Below are 3,104 nucleotides of genomic sequence, written 5' to 3'. Positions count from 1 at the left end.
GGCCATTCCCGCCGCCCTGCCGGCCGACCTGATCGGCCGCCGTCCCGACATCGCCGCCCAGCGCTGGCGAGTGGAAGCGGCGGCGCAGCGCATCGACGCCGCCAAGGCCGAGTTCTACCCGAACGTGAATCTGGTGGCGTTCGCCGGCTTCCAGGCCTTTGGCTTCAGCCATTTTCTCGATGCCAACTCGGACATCCGCGGCGTTTCGCCCGCGCTTAGCCTGCCCATCTTTGCCGGCGCCCGCCTGCGCGCCCAGCTGGGCAGCCAGACGGCCATCTACGACGGCGCCGTGGAGCAGTACAACGCCACCGTCATCAACGCCATGTCGGACGTGGCCAATGCCGTCACCAGGGCGCAGTCGCTGGAAAAGCAGCACCGGCTGACGGCACAGGCGCTGGCCACGGCACAGCGCGCGCGCGACCTGGCGGAACAAGCCTACAAGGCCGGCATGAGCGACGCCATCAACATGCTCAACACGCAAGTGGCGCTGCTGGCGGAAGAACAGCAGCAGGCGCAAAACGGGGCACGCGAACTGGATCTGTACGTTTCCTTGATGAATGCACTGGGAGGCGGCATCTGAGCTTGCAATCCTGGTATGGCGCTAGTCCAACAAGATACAATCGGAGCTTTATTCACACATGAAGGAATACGACATGACCGCTTTTGACGCTACCGCCAAGCGGCTGCAAAACATCCGCACGCGCATGCCAGGCTTCCCCATGGAACTGATGCGCTTGTTGCGCATGACGTACCACATCCAGAAAGGCATGAAGGATCTGACCAATGCCGCGCTGAAAAAGCACGACCTGGTCGATGCCAGCTACATGGTGCTGGCCGTGCTGTACGGCACGGACGATGAAACCTCGAACGCCTGCACCCTGGGCATGGCTTGCCATGAAAAACCGGCCAACCTGACGCGCGTGTGCAACGACCTGGAAGCGCGTGAGCTGATCCACCGCGGCACGCGCCCCGGCGACCGCCGCTCCGTGATGATCTCGCTGACCGACAAGGGCCGCAAGCTGATCGAAACGGCGTTGCCCGACGTGTACCAGGAAACCTCGGCCCTGTACGAAGGCTTCACGGAAGAAGAGCTGCAAGTGCTCGACAAGCTGTATGCGCGCCAGCTGCGCAACCTGAACAATCTCAACAACCAGAACTGATAGCCTATCGATGACGCCAGCCACAGCAACAACATATACACACGGCCCCCTGTCGCGGGCGGCCCACTGGCTGGCGCTGGCGCTGCAGGACTGGCGCACGACGGAAGGCGAACGCTGGATCTACGTCGGCAAGACCCTCATCGCGTCCTTCTGCGCGCTGTGGCTGGCCTACCGCCTGGGCCTCGATTCGCCCAGCACGGCCATGACCACCACCATCATCCTGGCCCTGCCCAGCAGCGGCATGGTGCTGGAAAAAAGTTTTTACCGCCTGTGCGGCACCCTGCTGGGATGCACGGCCGCGCTGACCCTGATCGGCCTGTTCCCGCAGCAGCCGGTGCTGCTGTTCGGCGGCCTGGCCCTGTGGGTCGGCCTGTGCACCAGCGGCTCGGCCCTGCACCGCAACGCGCAGTCGTATGTGTACGTGCTGGCCGGCTACACGGCCTGCATGATCGTGCTGCCTGCCATCGAGCAGCCGATGCAGGTGTTTTCGCTGGCCGTCACCCGCGTGGCCGAAGTCAGCCTGGGCATCATCTGCTCGGCGGCCGTCTCCAGCGTGCTGCTGCCGCGCCACCAGGGCACGCAGGTGATGCGCACGGTGCAGGCGCGCTACGGCAAGTTCCTCACTTTCTGCCAGGACGTGCTGCAGCAAAAGCTCACGCCGGCGCAGGTCGAACTGACGCACCTGCAGTTCGCCGCCGACGTGGCGGCGCTGGAACTGGGCCGCTCGGCCGCCCTGTTTGAAGTCACCAGCAAAGTGGGCCACGTGCGCGCGCAAAACCGCAAGCTGCACGCCTTCAACGCCACCTTCATGACGGCGCTGACCACTTTCTATACCTTCCACCGCCTGTTCGACCGTTTGCAGCGCGACGGCGAAACGCAGGTCATGCAAGCGTGCGCGCCCCTGTACGCCATCGTTGCCGAAGCGCTGCAGACGACGCCATCGCAAGACTCGCTCGACACCATGCAGCAGCATCTGCAAACGGCGCTGGCGCAGGCCCGCGCGCAGATCGATGGCGCCGCCATCACGCATGCGCAGCGCATCGATTTCGACACCGTGTGCGAACTGCTGGAGCGCTTCGCGCGCGATATCAGCCGCTTTCACGAAGTGTATTTCAGCCTGGCCCACGACACGCCGCTGGAAGTGAGCACGCCGCAGGCCTACGCGCCGAAGACGCCGCCCGCGCTGGTCATCGCCAGCGGCGCGCGCGCCGGCATCAGCCTGGCCCTGCTGGCCCTGGGCGCGTATTTCCTCGCCTGGCCCTACGCCAGCACGGCCATGCTGATGGCGGCCGTGTTCTGCGCGCTGGCTTCGTCCTCGCCACGTCCCATCCTGATGATCCGCCAGGTACTGGCAGGCTTCCTGATCGCCATGCCGCTCTCGCTCGTCTGCGTGTATTTCGTGCTGGTGCATGGCGACGGCTTCCCCATGCTGGTGCTCAGCTTTGCGCCCTTCCTCGCCGTCGGCCTGTACCTGATGACCAATCCGGCCAAGCTGGGCGTGGGCCTGGGCGTGTCGACCTTCATTACGCAGATGGCGCCGACGAATGTGATGCATGTCGATGGCGCGGCCTTTTTGAACACGGGCATGGCGCTGATCGTGGGCCTGATGCTGGCCGCCCTGGTGTTTGCCGTGCTGCTGCCCGAGCACACCATGGGCCACAAGGACCATATCGGCCGGGCCCTGTGGCGCGAAGCGCTGCATGCGTGCACGGCGCCAGCGCGGCGGGTGAAACACCGTTTCGACAACCGCGTGCGCGACCTGCTCAGCCAGCTCAACGCGGCGGCGGGACCGGCGCCGGGCGAGGCCACGCGCGCCGTCGTGCGCCAGGCCTTGACCCTGCTGGAGATCGGCCACTCGGTGATCGAACTGCGCGAACTGATCGCCACGCCGGCCGGGCGCCACGCGCACGCGCTGCAGCAGTGCGTGGACCACATCGCCGGCTG

Annotated in this window: 3 protein-coding genes; all 3 read left to right on the top strand. The window is 65.6% G+C overall.

Features of this window, described 5'->3' with window-relative positions; genetic code table 11:
- Positions 1–580: TolC family protein (locus JaAD80_RS27025; RefSeq protein WP_180979614.1), on the top strand; the 580-nt coding region annotated here is incomplete at its 5' end.
- A gap of 73 nt (positions 581–653) precedes the next feature.
- Positions 654–1,160, top strand: a complete 507-nt coding sequence (locus JaAD80_RS27020; protein WP_102299149.1) for a MarR family winged helix-turn-helix transcriptional regulator — start codon at positions 654–656, stop codon at positions 1,158–1,160.
- A 10-nt stretch (positions 1,161–1,170) separates the two neighbouring features.
- Positions 1,171–3,104 (top strand): FUSC family protein (locus tag JaAD80_RS27015; protein WP_258003208.1); only part of this gene is annotated, 1,934 nt, incomplete at its 3' end.

Origin of the sequence: Janthinobacterium sp. AD80 (assembly GCF_002878455.1) — a bacterium.
Classification (GTDB): domain Bacteria; phylum Pseudomonadota; class Gammaproteobacteria; order Burkholderiales; family Burkholderiaceae_D; genus Janthinobacterium.
Note: the sequence above shows the minus strand (reverse complement) of the source record. Positions and strands in the feature narration are given on the sequence as shown.

Bases quoted from the DNA above. Each gene is read 5' to 3' on its own strand.
- JaAD80_RS27020 (WP_102299149.1), top strand. From the start codon at position 654: ATGACCGCTTTTGACGCTACCGCCAAGCGGCTGCAAAACATCCGCACG.